We start from the raw sequence: 17,779 nt of genomic DNA, 5'->3' as shown, positions 1-17,779 counted from the left end.
GCGGGAGCAGGTAGAAGTTGTGCAGAACCGTGAGGCTGACATCAACCCCCCCGTACCAGCGCCGTCTGTTAAACCTTGGAGTAACTCGCAATGAAAAAATCTCTTGTTGCCTTGGCAGTGCTGGCCGCTTCCGGCGCCGCAATGGCTCAATCTTCCGTGACCCTGTTCGGTATCGTTGATGCTGGCGTGACCTACGCTAAGACCAGCGGTGGCGAAAGCAACTACGGTCTGACCAACTCCGGTAACGCCACCAGCCGTCTGGGCTTCCGCGGCGTGGAAGATCTGGGTGGCGGTCTGAAGGCTGGTTTCTGGCTGGAAGGCGCAATCCAGAACGACAGCGGTACCGCTTCCGGCGGCGGCGCTGCAGGTCCTGGCTTCGAGTTCAAGCGTCGTTCCACCGTGTCCCTGATGGGCAACTTCGGTGAAGTGCGTCTGGGTCGTGAACTGACCGCAGCTTACAACACCGTGTCTGGCTACGACGTGTTCGGCCAAGTTGGTATCGGCCAAAACTTCAGCTTCGGCAACGGCACCTACGGCTTCGGCGACCCAGTTCGCGTGGGCAACATGGTTTCGTACTACACCCCTAACATGTCCGGCTTCACCGCTGGCGTGAACTACGGCTTCGGCGAAACCGCTGGCGACAGCTCCGCTAAGCGTTACATCGGCGTGTCCGCTGGTTACAACAACGGCCCTCTGAGCGCCGGTATTGCTTACGACCAGCAAAACGATCCAACCACCAGCTTCGAAAAGGCTCAAGGTCTGGGTCTGGGCGCTGCTTACAACTTCGGCGCTTTCAAGCTGTCGGGTCTGATCCGTCAAGTGCAAAGCACCCCAGTGGGTGGTGGCAGCAAGGCTAAGTTCCAGTCCGCTGGTCTGGGCGCAACGGCTGCTGTCGGCGCTGCTGGCGAAGCACGTCTGGCTTACAACTACTACGACAACAAGGAAATCGAAGGCAAGGCTCACCAGCTGTCGCTGGGCTATGTCCACAACCTGTCGAAGCGCACCGCTCTGTACGGCACCTACGCTTTCCTGAAGAACCAGAAGAGCGAAACCATGAGCCTGTCGGCTAACGGCCTGGGCATCGACCCAGCCCGCGCTGGCAAGAACCAAAACGCTATCACCGTTGGTGTGCGTCACGCTTTCTAATGAATGGCTAGGGTTTCCTAGCTACTCAACCTGAAAAGCAAAAAGCCCGTCGAAAGACGGGCTTTTTTTATGCCTGCGCGAGCCACGCGCCCGGCACTGGCCAAGGCCGCGCACCGCCATCGTTGCGGCAGCACCAATGGTGCTCGCCGCTGCAGCTTGAATGCCCCCGCAGCGCGCTGGGCTGGGCGCAAGGCGTCGGATTGGCGCTTGATCCTGGGTTTTGTTCCTTTCTGCCAACGTTGAGAAGGTACTGCCAGGTGCCTTGTTGCAGCCTTCCTACAGGCCGCACGCTGTATCGCTGTTGATAGCCCCCAAGATGCCGTTGTACCGCGTTCCACCAGCAGCCTGCGTTGGCGTCGCTCATCGCCCTGCTGTGCAGGCATTTTCAGTTTTGCCAGAAGAAGCCGTGTTTTGCCCGACAAAACACCTGCTTTTGCCGGTCACCTAGCAGAAATAAGCCGGACTCGGGAATATCCCCTGCTTGGGGGAAGCACCATGCGGAAGATCGGTTCCTTGCGGCATAGTGGGGCACTACTATTCTGCGAGGACTTATGAAACAGCCTTCTCTTGCTCTGGTTGCGATAGCGGTAGCCACCGTTTTGTCAGCTGGCGTGGCCCAGGCCAAGCCCTTCAAATGGGCCAGCCAGGCCGACGTCGCCAGCTGGGATATCCATGCGCAAAACAATGGCCTGCACAACGCCATTCACCCTTACGTCTACGAGACCCTGGTTACGTATAACAGCAAGACCTTCCAGGTCGAGCCGCTGCTGGCTACCTCGTGGAAAGAAGTCACCCCCAAGCAGATGCGCTTTGCGTTGCGCCAGGGCGTGAAGTTCCAGGACGGATCGAGCTTCACCGCCGATGATGCGGTGTTCTCGATCACGCGTGCGATGGCCAAGACCTCGAACTATGGCCCCTTTGTGCAGGGCATCGAGAAGGTCGTCAAGGTCGATGACGCGACCATCGACATCTTCATGGTGGACCCCAACCCGGTGCTGCTGCGCCAGATGACCGAGCTGCGCATGATGAGCAAGGCCTGGTCCGAAAAAAACAAGTCCACTGAACCGATGGACATCAAGAAGTCCGACGAGAATTTTGCCCACCGCAATGCGATGGGCACGGGGCCTTTCATCCTCGAATCCTGGCAGCCCGATGTACGCATGGTGCTCAAGAAGAACCCCAACTGGTGGGGACAGATGCCGGGCAATGTGACCTCGATCACCTATACCCCGATCAAGTCGGCGCCCACCCGCATGGCGGCGCTGCTGTCGGGTGAAGTGGACATGGTGCTCGATCCCACACCCCAAGACCTGAACCGCCTGCGCGCCAGCCCGGATCTGAAGATCCTCGAAGGCCTGGAGAACCGTACGATTTTCTTCGGCATGGACCAGTTCCGTGACGAGCTGCCCGGGTCGAACGTCAAAGGCAAGAACCCGCTCAAGGACCAGAAGGTGCGCCAGGCGCTGTACCAGTCCATCGATATCCAGGCGATCACCAAGACCATCCTGCGTGGCCTGGGCAAGCCCACCGGCACCCTGGTGGCACCTCAGGTCAACGGCTGGACCGAGGCAGTCGGTCAGCGTCTGCCCTATGACCAGGAGGCCGCCAAGAAGCTGCTGGTCCAAGCGGGTTACCCCGATGGTTTTGAGGTGGACTTTGCCTGCCCCAACAACCGCTATATCAGCGATGAGGCGATCTGCCAGGCGGTCACCGCAATGTGGGCCAAGGTGGGGGTCAAGGCCAAGCTGCGCACCTTGCCGATGGTCACCTACTTCCCGATGATCCAGCGCAACGAAGCGAGCATCTACATGCTGGGCTGGGGCGTGCCTACCTTCGATTCGCTCTACAGCCTGCAGTCGCTGGTGCGCACCGTCGGCAAGGGCGGCGACGGAAACTACAATGTCGGCCGCTACAGCAATGAACGCATGGACTACCTGGTCGATCGCGTCAAAACGGAAACCGACCAGCCCGTGCGCACCCGCATGCTGACCGAGGGCTTGCAGCTGTCCAACGACACGGTCTCCCACCTGCCGCTGTATGACCAGGTGATCCCCTGGGCGATGAAGAAGAACATCGACCTGGTGCACCGTGCTGACAACCGGGTCGACATCAAGCTGGTGACGGTCCGCTGACCGGCGGCGAGCCGTTTGCAGGCCTGCCGCCCGATAGGGTGGCAGGCTGTTCCATAAAAAGCGAAAGAAGAATAGGCAGACAACACGGGTGCTGGGGATCCTCTGCAGAGCCCTCGCCAAAACGGGATGGACACGGATCGGGACGAGACGCCAGCCGCTCGCCCGGGCATGCGTTCAGACCATGGCGGAGCGTTTTGCAAAGGGTCCTGGGCACCTTCCCTCTGTTTGTCACGATGAGAGTCAGCCATGTTTGCATTCATATTGCGCCGATTGATACAGGCGGTGATCGTGATGATCGCCGTGGCGTTCATCTCCTTCATGTTGTTCCAGTATGTCGGTGACCCGGTCACCTTCCTGCTGGGCCAGGATGCCACCCCCCAGCAGATTGCCGAGTTGCGCAGCGCGCTGGGGCTGGACAAACCCTTTTTCGTGCAGTTCTGGCACTTTCTGGTGAATGCTGCCCAGGGCGAGTTCGGCATCAGCCTGCGCCAGGGTGCCAAGGTCTCCTCCCTGATTGCCGAGCGCTTCCCGGCGACCTTTGAACTGGCCATGGTCGCAGCGTTGCTGGCCCTGGTCATCGGCGTGCCGATGGGCGTGTATGCGGCGCTGCGCCGTGGCAGTTTCATGAGCCAGGTGTTCATGACCTTGTCCCTGCTGGGCGTATCCTTGCCCACCTTCCTGATCGGCATCTTGCTGATCCTGATCTTCTCGGTGCACCTGGGCTGGTTCCCGAGCTTTGGCCGTGGCACGACGATGCAGCTGGGCTTTTGGAGCACCGGCCTGCTGAGCGCCAAGGGCTGGCACCACATCATCCTGCCGGCCATCACGTTGGCGGTGTTCCAGCTCACGTTGATCATGCGCCTGGTGCGTGCCGAGATGCTGGAGGTGCTGCGCACCGACTACATCAAGTTTGCCAAGGCCCGGGGTCTGAGCAACCGCACCATCTACTTTGGCCACGCACTGAAGAACACGCTGGTGCCGGTGATGACCATCACCGGTCTGCAGCTGGGCGGCCTGATTGCCTTCGCGATCATCACCGAGACCGTGTTCCAGTGGCCCGGTATGGGGCTGCTGTTCATCCAGGCGGTCACCTTTGCCGATATCCCCGTCATGGCCGCCTACCTGTGCCTGATTGCGCTGATTTTTGTCGTGATCAACCTCGTGGTCGATCTGTTGTATTTCGCTGTCGACCCGCGCCTGCGCGTCGAGAAATCGGGAGGGCACTGAGATGCCACGTCTGCCTTACAGCGCGAGCTCGCGCGCCTTTTCTCACCTGGCCCAGATCCATCCGGAGCTGACGGCCTTCCGCCGTGACCTGCATGCCAACCCGGAGCTGGGTTTCGAAGAAAAATACACCGCCGCCCGCGTGAGCGAGGCCTTGCGCCTCTGCGGTGTGGACGAGATCCACCAGGGCATCGGCAAGACCGGCGTGGTCGGTGTGATCCGTGGCCACAAGCACGGCAGCGGCCGCATGATCGGCCTGCGGGCCGACATGGATGCGCTGCCGATCACCGAGCAGGGCAACTGCAGCTGGCGTTCGGGCAAGCAGGGGCTGATGCATGCCTGCGGCCATGACGGCCACACGGCGATGCTGGTGGGCGCGGCCCGCTACCTGGCCGAGACCCGCAACTTCGACGGCACCGCCGTGCTGATCTTCCAGCCGGGCGAGGAAGGTTATGCCGGTGCGCGCGAAATGATCCAGGACGGCCTGTTCGAGCGCTTTCCGGTCGATTCGGTCTATGCGATGCACAACTGGCCGGCGATGCGCCAGGGCATGATCGGCATCAACCCGGGCGCGATGATGGCGGCGGCCGACCGCATCCAGATCAATATCACCGGCAAGGGCGGGCATGGCGCGCACCCCTACCAGACCAACGATGTGGTGCTGGCGTCGGCCCACCTGATCACCGCGATCCAGTCCATCGTCTCGCGCAATGTGCGCGCGATCGATTCTGCCGTCATCAGCATCTGTGCAGTGCAATCCGGTGACCTGGCTGCGTTCAGCGTGACGCCGGGCTCCTCGACCCTGGTGGGTACGGTGCGCACTTTCAACCCCGATGTGCAGAACATGGTCGAGCGCCGGCTGGGCGAGCTGTGCCAGGCGCTGGGCCTGGCCTTTGGCGTGAACGCGCAGCTGCAGTACGAGCGCTCGTACCCCGCCACCATCAATACGCCTGAAGAGGCCCTCTTTGCCGGTGATGTCGCCTCCGAGCTGGTCGGCGAAGCGCTGGTGGTGCGCGACATGGACCCGAGCATGGGCGCCGAGGACTTCTCCTTCATGCTGCAGCAAAAGCCGGGGGCCTATCTGCGCCTGGGACAGGCCGTCGGTGACGACATCATCCCACTGCACAACAACCGCTATGACTTCAATGACGATGTGCTGCCGCTGGGGGCAGCGCTGCATGCCGGCATCGTCGAGCGTGGCATGCCACTTGCATTGGGCTGAGGCCTCGGCACCCGGCTCCTCCAGAGCCGGATTTCACAAAAAGGGGAAAACATGAAGCACACGATGAGCAAGACCTTGTTGGTATCGATGTTGGCTGCCGCCTATGTTTCCGCCGGCGCGCAGACCGTGCGCATCGGTTCCCAGGGCGATGCGCTGTCCATGGACCCGCATTCCTTCAACGAGACGGTACAGCTGAGCGTGACCGGCAATGTCTACGAGCCGCTGGCCGGCCGCAACAAGGATCTGAGCCTGCGCCCGGTCCTGGCCACCCAATGGGAGCAGACCTCGCCCACGGTCTGGCGCTTTGCCTTGCGCAAGGGTGTGCAGTTCCATGATGGCACGCCGTTCACGGCCGATGATGTGGTGTTCTCGATGATGCGCACGCAGCTCGAGGGCTCGGACATGAAGTCCTACACCAACCCGATCAAGGAGACCCGCAAGGTCGACGACTACACGGTCGATATCGAGACCAAGGATCCGGCCCCGATCCTGCCGAGCATGATCTCGCAGGTCTACATCATGAGCAAGGCCTGGTCCGAGGCCAACAATGCCGTCAATCCGGTGGACCGCCGCAAGGGCATCGAGAACACGGCGTCGTTCAAAGCCAATGGCACCGGGCCGTACCGCGTGCGCGAGCGCCAGCCCAATGTGCGCACCGTCTTCAACCGCAGCGCCAACTACTGGGACAAGATCGACGGCAATGTGCAGGAAGTCGTCTACACGCCGGTGGCCAACGATGCCACCCGCGTGGCCGCGCTGCTGTCGGGCCAGGTCGATGTGATCGACCCGGTGCCGGTGCAGGATCTGGACCGCGTGGCCAACACGGGCAGCACCCGCGTGGTGTCCGGGCCAGAGCTGCGCGCCATCTTCATGGGCATGGACCAGAAGCGCGATGAGCTGCTGAACGCCAGCGTCAAGGGCAAGAACCCGTTCAAGGACAAGCGCGTGCGCCAGGCCTTCTACCAAGCCATCGATATCGAAGGCCTGCACAAGCAGGTGATGCGCGGGGCATCGGGCAATCTGGCCACCTTGATCGGCAAGGGCGTCAATGGCTACGCCGAAGACATCAAGCGCCTGCCCTATGATCCTGCCGCCGCCAAGAAGCTGCTGACCGAGGCGGGCTACCCGGATGGCTTTTCGCTGACCTTGAACTGCTCGAACGACCGCTACATCAACGACAGCCGCATCTGCCAGGCCGTGTCTGCCAACCTGGCCAAGATCGGCATCAAGGTGCAGCTCAATGCCGAGACCAAGGGCACCTATTTCCCGCGCATCATGCGCCATGAAACCGCCTTCTACATCCTCGGCTGGACGCCATCGACCTACGACGCACACAACCCGCTGCTGGCCCTGATGAACTGCAATGACGGCAAGGGTGCGGGCGCCTTCAACTACGGCAACTACTGCAACCCCAAGGTCGATGCGCTGACCCGCCAGGTGCAGTCCGAGACCGATACGGCCAAGCGCAACCAGGCGATCCACGAAGCGCTGCAGACCGTAGCCGACGACGTGGGCTACCTGCCGCTGCACCAGCAGTTCATGAACTGGGGTGTCAGCAAGAACGTGGAGCTGGTGCAGATGGCCGATGGCTTCATGCCCTTCAAGTGGATGACGGTGAAGAAGTAAATGCCCGGGCCGCTGCGCTGCAGCGGCCAGCGATTAGAGAGAGAAGATGACGATGAAAAACCGAATCAGGCGCTGGATGGACAGCGATGTGGGCTACAGCTTTCGCAACTCGCCCACCGCCATTGTGGCGGCGCTCATTGCGGCGGTATGCGTGTTCTGCGCGCTGTTTGCTGGCTGGGTGGCGCCCCACAACCCCTTTGACCTGACCACCCTGGAGCTGAGCGATGCGCGCATTCCGCCGGTCTGGAGCGAAGAGGGGGGCTGGAAGTACATTCTGGGCACCGACGACCAGGGCCGCGACATTCTGTCGGCGCTGATGTATGGCGCGCGCATTTCGCTGATCGTCGGCCTGGCCTCGGTGGCCTTGTCCGTGGTGGTTGGCGTGGGCCTGGGCCTGCTTGCCGGCTTCAAGGGTGGCTGGATCGATTCGGTGCTGATGCGCCTGTGCGATGTGATGCTGTCCTTCCCGGCCATTCTGGTGGCCTTGCTGATCGCTGGTGTCGGCCGCGCGGTGTTTCCCAATGCCAATGAATCGCTGGCCTTTGGCGTGCTGATCCTCTCGATCTCGCTGACCGGCTGGGTGCAGTATGCGCGCACGGTGCGCGGCTCCACGATGGTGGAGCGCAACAAGGAATATGTGCAGGCCGCCCGCGTTACCGGCGTGGCGCCGCTGCGCATCATGGTCAAGCATGTGCTGCCCAATGTACTGGGCCCCGTCATGGTGCTGGCCACCATCCAGGTGGCCACGGCCATCATCACCGAGGCGACCCTGTCCTTCCTGGGCGTGGGCGCACCGCCCACCTCGCCATCGCTGGGCACCCTGATCCGCGTGGGCAATGATTACCTGTTCTCCGGTGAGTGGTGGATCACGATCTTCCCGGGCCTGATGCTGGTGCTGATCGCGCTGTCGGTCAACCTGCTGGGCGACTGGCTGCGCGATGCGCTCAACCCGCGCCTGCGTTGATGGTGCGGACACAAGACGAACAAGGAACAACCACGATGTCATTGTTGGAAGTTAAAAATCTGGTGGTCGAGTTTCCCAATCGCCATGGTGTGCTGCGGGCGCTGGACAACATCTCCTTTTCCATCGCCCCCGGCGAGATCCTGGGCGTGGTCGGCGAATCGGGCGCGGGCAAGTCGCTGACCGGCGCGTCCATCATCGGCCTGCTGGAGCCGCCAGGCCATGTGGCCTCGGGCGAGATCGTGCTCGAAGGCGAGCGCATCGACAACCTGTCTGCCGACAAGATGCGCCACATCCGGGGGCGCCGCATCGGCGCGATCTTCCAGGATCCGCTCACGTCGCTGAACCCGCTCTACACCGTGGGCCGCCAGCTGATCGAGACCATCCAGACCCACCTCCAGCTTTCGGCGGCGGAGGCGCGCCAGCGCGCGATCCAGCTGCTCAAGGACACCGGCATTCCGGCAGCCGAAGAGCGGATTGACCACTTTCCGCACCAGTTCTCCGGCGGCATGCGCCAGCGCGTGGTGATTGCGCTGGCGCTGGCGGCCGAGCCCAAGCTGATCGTCGCCGATGAGCCCACGACGGCGCTGGACGTATCGATCCAGGCGCAGATCATCAGCCTGCTCAAAAACATCTGCCGCACCCGCGGTGCTGCGGTGATGCTGATCACCCATGACATGGGCGTGATCGCAGAGACCTGTGACCGGGTTGCGGTGATGTATGCCGGCCGTGTGGCAGAAATCGGCCCGGTGCATGAGGTGATCAACCATCCGGCACACCCCTATACCCGGGGCCTGATGGCGTCCATCCCCGATATGGACGCCGACCGCGAACGCCTCAACCAGATCGACGGCGCCATGCCCCGGCTCAATGCCATTCCCAAGGGCTGCGCGTTCAACCCGCGCTGCCCCCAGGTGTTTGACCGCTGCATGGAGCAGCGCCCCGAGCTGATGGCCGCTGGCGCCACCCAGGCCGCCTGCTGGCTGCATGCAGCCGATAACCAGCCCCAAGTGGCTGCCACCGAGGACACGGTATGAGCGAGATGGCAACCATGACGAACAGCGATGCAGCGCCGCTGCAGAGTGCACAAGGCCACGCAGGCGCAGGCGACAAGCAGCCGCTGGTGCAGGCCCGTGACCTGGCCAAGACCTTTGATGTGTCCGCACCGTGGCTCAACCGGGTGCTGGAGCGCAAGCCGCGCAGCCTGCTGCGCGCCGTCGATGGCGTGAGCTTTGACATTGAAAAGGGCAAGACCCTGGCCCTGGTGGGCGAGTCCGGCTGCGGCAAGAGCACGGTGGCGCGCCTGCTGGTGGGCTTGTACGGCCCCACGCGTGGCACCTTCACCTTTGATGGCCAGGATGCGCATGCCGCCTTCCGCGACCCGAACGCGCGCGCGATGCGCCGCCGCGTGCAGATGATCTTCCAGGATCCCTATGCCAGCCTGAACCCGCGTTGGTCGGTCGAGCAGATCATTGGCGAGCCGCTCAAGGAGCATGGCCTGATCACCAATACCGAGCAACTCAAGGCCCGTGTGGCCGAGCTGCTGGTGCAGGTGGGCCTGGCGCCGATGGACATGCTCAAGTACCCGCACCAGTTCTCGGGCGGGCAGCGCCAGCGCATCTCCATCGCCCGCGCACTGGCGACCGAGCCGGAGTTTCTGGTCTGCGACGAGCCCACCTCGGCGCTCGACGTCTCGGTGCAGGCCCAGGTGCTCAACATCATGAAGGACCTGCAGAAAAAGCGCGGTCTGACCTATCTGTTCATCTCGCACAATCTGGCCGTGGTGCGCCATGTCAGCGACCAGGTGGGTGTCATGTATTTGGGCAGGCTGGTCGAACTGGCCGATAAGCAAACCCTGTTTGCCAAGCCGCGCCACCCCTATACGCGCATGCTGCTCGATGCCATCCCGAAGATGCATGACACCGGCAAGGCGCGCACGCCCGTGCAGGGCGAGGTGCCCAATCCGCTGAACCCTCCGACCGGTTGCGCCTTCAACCCGCGCTGCCCGCTGGCCAATGAGCGCTGCCGCAGCGAGCGCCCACAGCTGATCGATGATGCCGGCGTGAAGGTGGCCTGCCATGCGGTCGAGGAAGGGCGCATTCCGGTGCTGTAAAACACCCGTCTTTTGCAAAACCGGCGTCTCAGGCGCCGGTTTTGCTGTGGGGCACATCCGCTGGCTAAGCCCCTTTGCTATTACAGAAAGTCACACCTACGTCATCTGGCGGACAAACCATAGAGCCCTTTGTTAATACGGAGAGCGCAGAAATGGTTGCATTGTCAGTGCGAGAGGGTGCACGTCAGGTGATGGTATGGGCGGTGTGCGGTGTGACTGCCGCCGTGCTGGTGGCTTGCGGTGGAGGCGGCTCCAGCGACAACGACAGCGACAAAGACGATGTGCTGACGATCCTGCACATCAACGACCACCACTCCACCTTGGCCAGCAAGACGGCCACCCTGCAATTGCCGGTGGACGGCAAGACCACGGCCGTGACCGTGGACGCCGCAGGTTTTCCCCGCGTGACGGCCGCCATCGAAGCGATCGCTGCCCAGTCGACCCATGTGCTGAAACTGCACGCGGGCGATGCGGTGACCGGTACCCTGTACTTCAACCGCGCAGGTGCCGATGGCGAGGCCGACATGGCCATGCTCAACACCGTGTGCTTTGATGCCTACACCCTGGGCAACCACGAATTCGACAAGGGCGACGCGGGCCTCAAGGGCATCCTGGACCGCCTCAAGTCCGGTGGCTGCACCACGCCGGTGCTGAGCGCGAACGTGCAGTTTGGCGCCAACTCGGCGCTGAACCCCAGCCGCGCACCGAACGCGGTCTCGCCCTCCACCGTGGTGGAGCGGGGCGGCCAGAAGATCGGTATCGTTGGCCTGACCATTGCGCAAAAGACCAAGGCCTCGTCCAGCCCGGACAAGGACACTTTGTTCGAAGACGAAGCCGTGGCGGCCCAGCGCGAAATCGAAAAGCTGCAGGCCCAGGGCGTCAAGCGCATCGTGCTGCTGAGCCACATCGGCTACGACAACGACCGCAGCATCGCCAAAAAGCTGCGTGGTGTGGACGTGATCGTCGGCGGTGACTCGCACACCTTGCTGGGCCCGGACGCGATGAAGACCATCGGCGTGGGCACGCCCGGTGGCGCCTACCCCACCAACACCACCGACCTTGACGGCAAGCCCGTCTGCATCGTGCAGGCCTGGGAGTACTCGCAGGTCGTGGGCGAGCTGAAGGTGAAGTTCGACAAGGACGGCGTGGTCCGCCAGTGCGAAGGCACGCCCCATGTGCTGATCGGCGATGACTTCAAGATCGCCGGCACTGCCGCGACCGAAGCCCAGCGCGCGTCCATCATCAGCAGCGTGAATGCCGCCGGCTTCCTACGCATCACCGCGCCTTCTGCGCAGGCCGCCGCCGTGCTCAAGCCTTTCAGCGACAAGGTCGCCAGCTTCAACGTGACCAAGGTCGCCTATGCACCGCAAGAGCTGTGCTCGCGCCGGGTGCCCGGTGGCGAAGGCAGCTCCGACTACAGCCGCTCCAGCGCAGCCTGCAATGCCGAAGGCAGTGTCAGCCTGCGCGGCGGTGACATCCAGCAGCTGGTGGCCCAGTCCTATCTGGAAGTGGCCAATGCACACTACGGCGGTGCCGACATCTCGCTGCAAAGCGGCGGTGGCGTGCGCATTCCGCTCAATGGTGAAGTGACCGCTGCCAATGCGATCCAGGTGCTGCCGTTTGGCAACATGCTGTTCCGCCTGGATGTCACCGGCACCGAAGTCAAGGGCATGCTGGAAGACGGCCTGGAAGCCGTGTACGGCGCTGGCGGCTCGACCGGTCCTTACCCTTATACCGGTGGCATGCGCTTTGACGTGAATGCCAAGGCCACCTTGGGCAGCCGTGTCTCAGGCATCGAAGTGCGCGACACCACGACCGGCCAATGGGCTGCGCTGGACCCGGGCAAGACCTACCGCCTGTTCGTGCTGAGCTTCAACGCCAACGGCGGTGACGGCTACAAGACCCTGGCCTCGGTGCCTGCAGCGCGCCGCCTCGACATCGGCGTGCTCGATGCCGATGTGTTCTTCAACTACATTGAATCGCAGCCCAAGGATGCCAGCACCGGTCTGCCCGCACTCAAGCGCCTGTCCACCGACCTGTACAGCACCAAGCGCTTTGTGGATGCGCGTTAAACGCTGACGCCGCATGACGAAGGGGCAGCCTAGGCTGCCCCTCTTTTCGTTCTGGCCAGGTAAATGCGCCGTCAGGTATAGCGCTTGGCGTGCAGGTTGTCCTTCATCTGCTGCAGCACCGGCTGCAGTGGCTCGCCAATGCGCAGTGCCACGCTGGTGGCCAGCACATCCAGAATCAGCAGGTGCAGCAGGCGCGAGACCATGGGGCTGTAGCGGTCGTAGCCCTCGGGGTGGTCGGCGGCCAGGTGGATATTGGCCGCACGGGCCAGTGGCGAGCCGCTGGCGGTGATGGCAATCGTCGTGGCGCCATTGCGCTTGGCAATGTCGGTGGCATCCATCAGGTCGCGCGTGCGGCCGGAGTTGGAGATGACGATGGCGCAGTCGCCCGCGCCCAGCATGGTGGCACTCATCACCTGCATATGGCCATCGCTGGTCGCCAGGCTGGTGACACCCAGGCGGAAGAACTTGTGCTGCCCATCCTGCGCGACGATACCGGAGTTGCCCACGCCATAGAACTCGATGCGCTTGCCTGCCTGCCAGGTCGCCACGATGGCGCTGGATGCGGCCTCCAGCGCCGTGGTGCTGGCGGCATTGCGGTAAGCCAGGAAGGCGGCGACCGAGTTGTCCACCACCTTGACCAGCACATCGCTGGTCTTGTCATCGGCATCGACACTGCGGTGGATGAAGGGCACCCCCTCGCTGACGCTGCCGGCCAGCTTGAGCTTGAAATCGGCCAGGCCGTCATAGCCCATGCTGCGGCAAAAGCGCACCACCGTGGGTTTGCTGACATGGGCCAGTTCGGCCAGCTCGCGCACCGGGCGCGAGGCAAAGGCACGCGGATCGGCCAGCACCAGGCGCGCCACGCGCTGCTCGGCCGGTGCCAGCGAGGGAAGGGAGGCGGTGATGCGGTCTAGCATGGTGGTACCTTGAAGCGGGTGAAGCGGTAGTGGGCGGTGGCGGTCAAAACTCTTCCATCCAGCTGTGGCCGTCGCGTGCCACCAGCGCGCTGGCGGCGCCCGGGCCCCAATGGCCGGCCACATAGGGGCGGGGGCCTTCGCCGCGGGCATTGGCCTGTTGCCAGGCCTCCAGAATCGGCTCCACCCATTGCCAGGCGGCCTCTTGCTCGTCGGCGCGCACAAACAGGTTCAGGCGCCCGGCGATCACATCGAGCAGCAGGCGTTCGTAGGCGCCCACGCGCTCGGTGCCAAAGCGCTGGTCAAAGTCCAGGTCCAGCGCGGCGGGCGACAAGGTCTGCACACCACCGGTATCGGCCTGGCTCTGCGCGGCGGCCATCAGCTGCAGGGTCAGCCCATCCTTGGGCTGCAGGTGGATGGTCAGGCGGTTGGCCGCACCCAGCGGCGTGCGGTAGATGGCATGCGGCACTTGGCGGAAATGCACAACGATCGAGGCCTCGCGCCCCGCCAGGCGTTTGCCGGTGCGGATGAAAAACGGCACGCCGGCCCAGCGCCAGTTGCTGATCTCGGTGCGCAGCGCCACAAAGGTTTCGGTCTGGCTATTGGGCGAGACGCCGTCTTCCTGGCGGTAGCCCGGCACCAGCTTGCCGGCAATCTGGCCGGCCGCGTACTGGCCGCGCACCACGTCGCGGCTCACCGTCTCCGGCGTCCAGCGCTTGAGCGATTGCAGCACCTTGAGCTTTTCATTGCGGATCGCATCGGCATCGGCGCTGATGGGCGGCTCCATGCCAATCGCGCACAGCAGCTGCAGCGCATGGTTTTGCACCATGTCGCGCAGCGCGCCGGTGCTTTCGTAGAACTCGCCACGCTTTTCCACGCCCAGCTGCTCGGCCATCGTGATCTCGATGCTGGCGATGTTCTCGCGCCGCCACAGTGGCTCGAAGATGGCATTGCCAAAGCGCAGCGCCAGCAGGTTCTGTACCGATGGCTTGCCCAGGTAGTGGTCGATGCGGAAGATCTGGGTTTCGGAAAACACCTCGCGCACGGCGGCGTTGATGGCGCGGTTCGAGGGCAGGTCATGGCCCAGCGGCTTTTCCAGCACCACGCGGGTGCGCTCGGTGGCCAGGCCCGCCGCGCCCAGCTGCTCGCAGACCGTGGTGAACAGCGACGGTGCCGTGGCCAGGTACATCACGACGGTGTCGGCATCGCGCGCCTGCAGCAGCTCGCGCAGCGCAGCATAGTCGGCAGGCTGGGACAGGTCCATGCGCAGGTAGTGCAGGTGCTGGGCAAAGCGGGCAAATTCCGCATCGCTGGGCCGCTTGTCGGCCTCGACCTCGGCCAGCCGCTGGGAGATCAGCGCGCGGTACGCGTCATCGCTCATCGCACCACGGCCTACGCCGATGATGCGCCCGTCGGCAGGCAGGCTGCCATGGCGGAAAGATTGAAACAGCGCGGGCAGCAATTTGCGCCAGGCCAGATCGCCGGTGCCGCCAAATAAAACCAGATCAAAACGCATGAAACTTCCTGAACATCAAGGCAGGGATTAATGTAACTCAGTTTCATAGTGATGGGAGAAGCCGTAGAATGCAGACAGCCTCAAACCGCGCAAAAGTTCGGTTAAGCTTGAGCGCCCCCCGTGTTGGCCGCCGTGCGCAGGAGGGGAGACAAGCACGTCAGACCGGATATTGACCAAGAGCAGACCATGAACCAACTCGATGCACTCAAAGCGCTGACCACGGTGGTGGCAGACACCGGTGACTTTCACCAGCTGGCCCAGTTCCAGCCGCAAGACGCGACGACCAACCCGTCCCTGATCCTCAAGGCCGTGCAGAAGGCCGATTACGCGCCGCTGCTGGCCGAGACCGTGCAAAAGTTCCGCGGCAAGCCGCTGGACGAGGTGATGGACCGCCTGCTGGTGCGCTTTGGCGCCGAGATCCTGTCCATCATTCCGGGCCGTGTGTCCACCGAGGTCGATGCCCGCCTGTCGTTCGACACCGATGCGACGGTCGCCCGTGCCCAGCGCCTCATCGCGCTGTATGAGGCCGAGGGCATTCACATCGACCGCGTGCTGATCAAGATCGCCTCGACCTGGGAAGGCATCCAGGCCGCCAAGGCGCTGGAGGCGCAGGGCATCCACACCAACCTGACCCTGCTGTTTGCGCAGTGCCAGGCCATTGCCTGCGGCCAGGCCCAGGTGCAGCTGATCTCGCCTTTTGTGGGCCGTATCTACGACTGGTACAAGAAGCAGGCCGGCAGCAACTGGGACGAGGCCGCAATGGCCGGCGCCAACGACCCGGGTGTGAAGTCGGTCAAGGCCATCTTTGACTACTACAAGCATTTCGGCATCCCCACCGAGGTGATGGGCGCGAGCTTCCGCAATACCGGCCAGGTCACTGCGCTGGCCGGCTGCGATCTGCTGACCATCTCGCCCGAGCTGCTGGCCCAGCTGGCCGCGGCCGATGCACCATTGCAGCCCGCGCTGAATGCCGAAGCCGCCAAGGCACTGTCGCTGGAGCGCGTGCAGTACGACGAAGCGGGCTTTCGCTTTGCACTGAACGAGGACGCGATGGCCACCGAAAAGCTGGCCGAAGGCATCCGCGCCTTTGTGGCCGATGCCATCAAGCTCGACAAGTTGTTGCAATCCGCCTGAGCTGGCCGCTGCCGGCGAAGTCTGGCAGCGCTGGTGAGCACTTTACACTGCCCGTATGAACCGAGAATGTGCGACACAGCGCAAGCGCTGCGATGAAACGCCCGCATGGCAAGAACTGCAAAAGTACTACGACGCTGAGGGCCGGGGCCTGGATCTGCGCGCAGCCTTTGACGGTGACGCAACGCGCCTGGACGCGTTCAGCCAGCAGGCGCCCCATCTGTTTGCCGACCTGTCCAAGAACCTGATCGACAGTCAAACCCAGCAGCTTTTGCTGCAACTGGCCCGCGACTGCGGTCTGGAGCAGGCTCGCGATGCGATGTTTGCCGGTGCGCAGGTGAACTGCTCCGAAGGCCGGGCGGCCATGCACTGGCTGCTGCGCCAGCCCGCCGAGGGCCTGGAGCGCTGGTTGCCCGATAGCCCCGCCTTTGTGCGTGAGGCCCTGGCCGATGTACACGACAGCCTGGCCCAGATGCTGGCGCTGGCCGAGCAGGTGCGCGCCAATCCGCAGATCACCGACATCGTCAACATCGGCATTGGCGGCTCCGACCTGGGCCCGGCCATGGTGGTCAATGCGCTGGAGGACTGGCGCATTGCCGGCAAGCGCTTCCACTTTGTGTCGAACGTGGACGGGCATGAGCTGGGCCATGTGCTGGCGCAGACCCGGCCTGAGAGCACCTTGTTCCTGGTCGCGTCCAAGTCCTTCACGACTCTGGAGACCATGGTCAACGCCCATTCGGCGCGCGACTGGTTCATCGCGCAAGGCGGCAGCGAGGACCGCAGCGCCGCGCTGTCGATCTCCAAGCATTTCTGGGCGCTGACCACCAATACCGAGGCGGCTGCAGCCTTTGGCATCGACACCACCCTGGGGTTCTGGGACTGGGTCGGCGGCCGCTACTCGCTGTGGTCGGTGATCGGCCTGCCGATTGCGATTGCGGTGGGGGCCGAGTCCTTCCGGGCGATGCTGCAAGGCGCGCATGACATGGATGTGCACTTCAAGACCGCGCCGCTGGCGCAGAACCTGCCGGTGCGCCTTGGCCTGCTCGATGTCTGGTACCGCAACTTCCACGGTTTTGCGACGCGCTGTGTCGCGCCCTACAGCCATGGCCTGCGCCGGCTGTCGGCCTACCTGCAGCAGCTGGAGATGGAGAGCAACGGCAAGGGCCGCGATGTGCAGAACCAGCCGCTGCCCTATGCCACATCGCCGGTGGTCTGGGGCGAGCCGGGTACCAATGGCCAGCATGCCTTTTTCCAGATGATCCACCAGGGCCGCGATGTGATCCCGGTGGAGTTCATCGCCGCACGCGAGGGCGGCAAGAACCTCGCCAGCCACCAGAACAACCTGGTCATCAATGCCATTGCGCAGGCGCAGGCGCTGCTGGTGGGCCGCACCGAAGAGCAGGGCCCCAAGTACTGCCCGGGCAACCGGCCCAGCACGTTCTTGCTGATGGACAAGCTCACCCCCACCTCGCTGGGCGCGCTGATCGCGCTGTATGAGCACCGCGTGTTCGTCAGCGGTGCGCTCTGGGGCATCAACAGCTTCGACCAGTGGGGCGTGGAGCTGGGCAAGCAACTGGCCAAGGACCTGTTTGCGCGCCGCGACCAGGGCGACTGGCAGGGTGTGGACCCATCGACCGTGGCGCTGGTGAGCCGGCTGGCTCCCTGAAGCCGCTCGCCAGGCACTGCCGTCTGCTGCTACCGCAGATACGGCAGTGCAGCACG

General features: G+C 63.5%; 13 protein-coding genes. 11 read left to right on the top strand and 2 right to left on the bottom strand.

Annotation, left to right across the window (positions count from 1 at the left end):
• Nucleotides 1–90: 90 nt before the first annotated feature.
• The 9 genes from ACHWUQ_RS05780 to ACHWUQ_RS05740 all read left to right on the top strand — a co-directional run bounded on the left by ACHWUQ_RS05780 (nucleotide 91) and on the right by ACHWUQ_RS05740 (nucleotide 12,496).
• Nucleotides 91–1,146 carry a porin gene (locus ACHWUQ_RS05780; protein WP_239809385.1) on the top strand — a complete coding sequence of 352 codons (1,056 nt, stop codon included), beginning with the start codon at nucleotides 91–93 and terminating at the stop codon, nucleotides 1,144–1,146.
• A 551-nt stretch (nucleotides 1,147–1,697) separates the two neighbouring features.
• Nucleotides 1,698–3,278 carry an ABC transporter substrate-binding protein gene (locus ACHWUQ_RS05775; RefSeq protein WP_312412341.1) on the top strand — a complete coding sequence of 527 codons (1,581 nt, stop codon included), beginning with the start codon at nucleotides 1,698–1,700 and terminating at the stop codon, nucleotides 3,276–3,278.
• Between the two features lie 246 nt (nucleotides 3,279–3,524).
• Entirely contained in the window at nucleotides 3,525–4,505 is a 981-nt protein-coding gene (locus ACHWUQ_RS05770) for an ABC transporter permease (RefSeq protein ID WP_133857713.1), read from the top strand.
• 1 nt (nucleotide 4,506) lies between these two features.
• The gene (locus ACHWUQ_RS05765; RefSeq protein WP_239809383.1) at nucleotides 4,507–5,724 is read left to right on the top strand and encodes a M20 aminoacylase family protein; all 1,218 of its coding nucleotides are present in this window, start codon (nucleotides 4,507–4,509) and stop codon (nucleotides 5,722–5,724) included.
• Between the two features lie 51 nt (nucleotides 5,725–5,775).
• Nucleotides 5,776–7,350: an ABC transporter substrate-binding protein gene (locus ACHWUQ_RS05760; protein WP_394680574.1), complete on the top strand. Its 1,575-nt coding sequence runs from the start codon at nucleotides 5,776–5,778 to the stop codon at nucleotides 7,348–7,350.
• Between the two features lie 52 nt (nucleotides 7,351–7,402).
• Nucleotides 7,403–8,314, top strand: a complete 912-nt coding sequence (locus ACHWUQ_RS05755; RefSeq protein WP_239809381.1) for an ABC transporter permease — start codon at nucleotides 7,403–7,405, stop codon at nucleotides 8,312–8,314.
• A 35-nt stretch (nucleotides 8,315–8,349) separates the two neighbouring features.
• On the top strand, nucleotides 8,350–9,348 hold the full coding sequence (locus tag ACHWUQ_RS05750) for an ABC transporter ATP-binding protein (protein WP_239809380.1): 999 nt from the start codon (nucleotides 8,350–8,352) through the stop codon (nucleotides 9,346–9,348).
• A 14-nt stretch (nucleotides 9,349–9,362) separates the two neighbouring features.
• The gene (locus ACHWUQ_RS05745) at nucleotides 9,363–10,424 is read left to right on the top strand and encodes an ABC transporter ATP-binding protein (RefSeq protein WP_394680595.1); all 1,062 of its coding nucleotides are present in this window, start codon (nucleotides 9,363–9,365) and stop codon (nucleotides 10,422–10,424) included.
• A 191-nt stretch (nucleotides 10,425–10,615) separates the two neighbouring features.
• Nucleotides 10,616–12,496 carry a bifunctional metallophosphatase/5'-nucleotidase gene (locus ACHWUQ_RS05740; protein ID WP_394680594.1) on the top strand — a complete coding sequence of 627 codons (1,881 nt, stop codon included), beginning with the start codon at nucleotides 10,616–10,618 and terminating at the stop codon, nucleotides 12,494–12,496.
• A 71-nt stretch (nucleotides 12,497–12,567) separates the two neighbouring features.
• Here ACHWUQ_RS05740 and ACHWUQ_RS05735 read toward each other — a convergent pair whose 3' ends face one another.
• Both ACHWUQ_RS05735 and zwf read right to left on the bottom strand, forming a co-directional pair.
• Complete coding sequence (locus ACHWUQ_RS05735; protein WP_133857719.1) at nucleotides 12,568–13,413, bottom strand: MurR/RpiR family transcriptional regulator; 846 nt, start codon at nucleotides 13,411–13,413, stop codon at nucleotides 12,568–12,570.
• 43 nt (nucleotides 13,414–13,456) lie between these two features.
• On the bottom strand, nucleotides 13,457–14,926 hold the full coding sequence (gene zwf, locus ACHWUQ_RS05730) for a glucose-6-phosphate dehydrogenase (protein ID WP_394680573.1): 1,470 nt from the start codon (nucleotides 14,924–14,926) through the stop codon (nucleotides 13,457–13,459).
• 186 nt (nucleotides 14,927–15,112) lie between these two features.
• Here zwf and tal point away from each other — a divergent pair, with 186 nt between their 5' ends.
• Nucleotides 15,113–16,060, top strand: coding sequence for a transaldolase (gene tal / locus ACHWUQ_RS05725; RefSeq protein WP_239809378.1), 948 nt, complete (start codon nucleotides 15,113–15,115; stop codon nucleotides 16,058–16,060).
• Nucleotides 16,061–16,115: 55 nt separating this feature from the next.
• Nucleotides 16,116–17,723 carry a glucose-6-phosphate isomerase gene (gene pgi / locus ACHWUQ_RS05720; protein ID WP_394680572.1) on the top strand — a complete coding sequence of 536 codons (1,608 nt, stop codon included), beginning with the start codon at nucleotides 16,116–16,118 and terminating at the stop codon, nucleotides 17,721–17,723.
• The last annotated feature ends 56 nt before the right edge of the window (nucleotides 17,724–17,779 follow it).

The organism is uncultured Comamonas sp. (genome assembly GCF_964277875.1).
GTDB classification, from domain to species: Bacteria; Pseudomonadota; Gammaproteobacteria; order Burkholderiales; family Burkholderiaceae_C; genus Comamonas; species Comamonas sediminis.
The sequence above is the reverse complement of the archived record's forward strand: the minus strand, read 5'-3'. Positions and strand labels throughout refer to the sequence as shown.

What these genes read in the sequence shown, in the direction of transcription:
- ACHWUQ_RS05780 (WP_239809385.1), top strand. Translation starts at nt 91, where the DNA reads ATGAAAAAATCTCTTGTTGCCTTGGCAGTGCTGGCCGCTTCCGGCGCC.
- ACHWUQ_RS05775 (WP_312412341.1), top strand. Translation starts at nt 1,698, where the DNA reads ATGAAACAGCCTTCTCTTGCTCTGGTTGCGATAGCGGTAGCCACCGTT.
- ACHWUQ_RS05770 (WP_133857713.1), top strand. Translation starts at nt 3,525, where the DNA reads ATGTTTGCATTCATATTGCGCCGATTGATACAGGCGGTGATCGTGATG.
- ACHWUQ_RS05765 (WP_239809383.1), top strand. Translation starts at nt 4,507, where the DNA reads ATGCCACGTCTGCCTTACAGCGCGAGCTCGCGCGCCTTTTCTCACCTG.
- ACHWUQ_RS05760 (WP_394680574.1), top strand. Translation starts at nt 5,776, where the DNA reads ATGAAGCACACGATGAGCAAGACCTTGTTGGTATCGATGTTGGCTGCC.
- ACHWUQ_RS05755 (WP_239809381.1), top strand. Translation starts at nt 7,403, where the DNA reads ATGAAAAACCGAATCAGGCGCTGGATGGACAGCGATGTGGGCTACAGC.
- ACHWUQ_RS05750 (WP_239809380.1), top strand. Translation starts at nt 8,350, where the DNA reads ATGTCATTGTTGGAAGTTAAAAATCTGGTGGTCGAGTTTCCCAATCGC.
- ACHWUQ_RS05745 (WP_394680595.1), top strand. Translation starts at nt 9,363, where the DNA reads ATGACGAACAGCGATGCAGCGCCGCTGCAGAGTGCACAAGGCCACGCA.
- ACHWUQ_RS05740 (WP_394680594.1), top strand. Translation starts at nt 10,616, where the DNA reads ATGGTATGGGCGGTGTGCGGTGTGACTGCCGCCGTGCTGGTGGCTTGC.
- ACHWUQ_RS05735 (WP_133857719.1), bottom strand. Translation starts at nt 13,413, where the DNA reads ATGCTAGACCGCATCACCGCCTCCCTTCCCTCGCTGGCACCGGCCGAG.
- zwf (WP_394680573.1), bottom strand. Translation starts at nt 14,926, where the DNA reads ATGCGTTTTGATCTGGTTTTATTTGGCGGCACCGGCGATCTGGCCTGG.
- tal (WP_239809378.1), top strand. Translation starts at nt 15,113, where the DNA reads ATGAACCAACTCGATGCACTCAAAGCGCTGACCACGGTGGTGGCAGAC.
- pgi (WP_394680572.1), top strand. Translation starts at nt 16,116, where the DNA reads ATGAACCGAGAATGTGCGACACAGCGCAAGCGCTGCGATGAAACGCCC.